2 protein-coding genes are annotated in these 2,829 nt (G+C 57.8%); both read right to left on the reverse strand.

The annotated features are described in order from the left end of the window. Positions 1–8: 8 nt before the first annotated feature. Entirely contained in the window at positions 9–1,832 is a 1,824-nt protein-coding gene (locus tag NLI89_RS21480; RefSeq protein ID WP_254688777.1) for a sensor domain-containing diguanylate cyclase, read from the reverse strand. A 764-nt stretch (positions 1,833–2,596) separates the two neighbouring features. After that, the coding region (locus NLI89_RS21485) for a hypothetical protein (protein ID WP_254688778.1) at positions 2,597–2,829 on the reverse strand (233 nt) is incomplete at its 5' end.

The raw sequence follows: 2,829 nt of genomic DNA on the forward strand, positions 1-2,829 counted from the left end.
CGTTTGGTTCATGAAGCCAAGCGCAATCGGTTTCGACCTGCACTTTTTGCTTCGTACAGCGCAACATCGGCACGCTTGAGAATACTATGGCCGGTATCCTCGCCGCCAGTCGAGGCAATGCCAAGGCTGACCGTGACCATTGGTTGCGCGTCATGCTGCGACGCTTCAACTTTGGCGCGGACGCGTTCAGCGATCTGCAACGCCAAACTTGCGTCGGTATTGGGCAGGATGATGACGAACTCCTCCCCCCCGTAGCGACCGATAAGGTCGGTGTTCCGCAGCCCCTCGGCGGCGACCGACGCGACGCGTTTAAGAACCTCGTCGCCGGTATCATGCCCGTAGTGATCGTTGACGGACTTGAAATGGTCGATGTCGAACAAAACGATCGAAAGCTTAGCCTCTCCGGCGGCTGCACCCTTCAATCTGGCATCGAGATATTCAACAATTCGGCGCCGGTTAGCGAGGCCGGTCAAGGCATCAGTTGCGGCAAGTAACATCGCAGCCTTAGCATTCCGGTCGGCTGCATCGCGAGCATCTCTTAGAACCTGTCGCGCCTCGATCTGCTCTGTGACGTCGCGGATCAAACCGAAGAGCCCGATCTCGTCGTCCCTCGGCGAGTAAATTCGCTCACCCTGCGTCTCAACATGCCGAACGGCGCCGTCGGCACGAACTAGCCGGGCTTCGAACGCGAACGGCTGACCATCCGTAAGGGCGCGAGTCACGGCCTCCGATACACGCCCCCGGTCACCTGGATGATACAAATCGATGGCCTGATCCAGCGCTGGCGGCTGGCCCTCCGGCAGACCGTGAATGCGAAATACCTCCGGCGACCAGAAAATCGCCTGATTGGAGGGATTGATACGCCAATGCCCGATGTGCGCAGCCGCCTCAGCTTGATCGAGCAGACGGACACGTTCCGAAAGATTAATTCTTAAACGATCGCGAGCAGCAAGAAGCGTTGCCATCGGTAGCGCGGAAACGAACAGCGACAAAAGGTAGAACTGAAAAAACAGAATACGCGATTCATGGGACGCACGGATCAGGAATATAGGTCCCGAGCCCAACCAAAGCGCCAGCGATCCGAGTATCACAACGACGATAATGCTGATGACTCCGCCGAGCATGCCACCGCGCAGGACTGCGATCACGATGACCATCATCGGCACGAACAGCATCGGATATTGGCTTTGATAGAACGTCGTACCGGTGGCGACGACCGTCAACACGACGATTCCTATCAAATTCAGCGTTTCACGGTTAGACACTGCCCGTTTCGCCGAGACTGCAATTTCGAATGTCGCAAACAATAGCGGCGTCACGAGCAACATGCCCAGCCATACCGTGCTAAGCCAAGCGAGCATGAATTCGCGGCCTGTCTGCGGAGAAACACAGGCCGCCACCCCAGCACTTATCGAAGCGGCGATTAAGGTCGCGATAGAGAACGTGGACAGACCTGATGGATCGATAAAAGATACCCGCCGCCCAGCTCGCCGTCGCAATATCAGCGTCGCAATCAACGCCTCGATCCCGTTGGCAGCGGTAAACCCAGCAGCGACGCGGAATCCGGATCCTTCAAAAAGGTTTGCCGCCAAACTGGCAATGATCGCAGCTACGGCGAACCGCCAAACGGCACGCCGGGGCACGATTAGCAACGTTGCCAATAGAATGCCGCTCGGCGGCCAAATTGCGGCTATTCCGTGAGCCCCCCGCGCTACGATCAGCGATAACACGGCGAAGGCAAAATAAGCGATGCCTAGCAGCGCCGGCCCGAGCGGCGAGTAGCCCAACCGTGCAAACATTCGGCGCATGATGATCATGTAGCCGAAAATCATTAACGGCACCGCTTACCAATTAAGTTTATCGTCGAACTTTTTCGGAATCCGCAACGCAAACTGCCCCGTCTCAACCTTCGAAGTCTGGTAGAGCGCGCTATAGGCGTGCCAGGCAATCTCGCGTCGGGCATCCGCCCTAAAACCGCTCCTGCGACACCGCAAGCCCCACAAGGGCCGAACCAGGGCCTGTTCGGTCAGGCCCGCGATCCGCTAGCGGTGATCACGCTCGCCATCAACCGAACGTCATCGCGCGGGGCGACAAACCACGTTTCGCAAACTCCGCCTCGATCGGCGCCAGCAAGCTCTCGGGCCCGTCCTCCATGCACTAAAAGTACGCTGCCTGCATTTCGGCCGGCCGCAGTTTGGCCAAAATTTCCGCGATCAGATGGTGGGTCTGAGGCAGCGATTCAGCACCACTGCGCGTCGACCCGAATGCCTTTTTCATGAGAACACAGGCGGAACGTGGCCGCGACGAAGTCAACGTTCTCGTTCGCACGGGCGCCATGAGGTGTTTCCGGTCGTGAGCTAAGGGGGAGGCCCGAAAACCTCCCCGGTCCGTTACTGTCTTTCCGCACAAGTATGATATGGAACAGAGCCAATGCGGTTCACGCGATCTGACGCGCAAGACAGTCTTTTCGAACAACGCTGGACATGCGCCTGTCACTGGAGTCGGCCCCAACCACGGCCCTATAAGCAGGCACGCATCAGAAAATGTCCATACCCTGCTTAGGAATTATTCATTATTTTTCACTCGAAGCATCGGCTCACTGAGCCGAACGAGCAGTGTCGAGCGCGTTGCGGACCAACCCGCTGGGATCAGCCGCCGGGTTACGCCAGTCGACACGACCCAGATGCATGACCGTCACAACGATGCGACCGTCTACCGCACGGTGGGCGGCGGACTTCCACTTTCGTGCGTTGTCTTCATAGAATTCCCCGATCAATCCGTGAGCAGTTCGTCCTTCTGTTGTGTCAGCGAGGCCTCGTGCTCGGACCT

It is taken from the genome of Sphingomonas faeni (assembly GCF_024273235.1).
GTDB lineage: Bacteria > Pseudomonadota > Alphaproteobacteria > Sphingomonadales > Sphingomonadaceae > Sphingomonas > Sphingomonas faeni_A.

What these genes read in the sequence shown, in the direction of transcription:
- NLI89_RS21480 (WP_254688777.1), bottom strand. Translation starts at nt 1,832, where the DNA reads ATGATTTTCGGCTACATGATCATCATGCGCCGAATGTTTGCACGGTTG.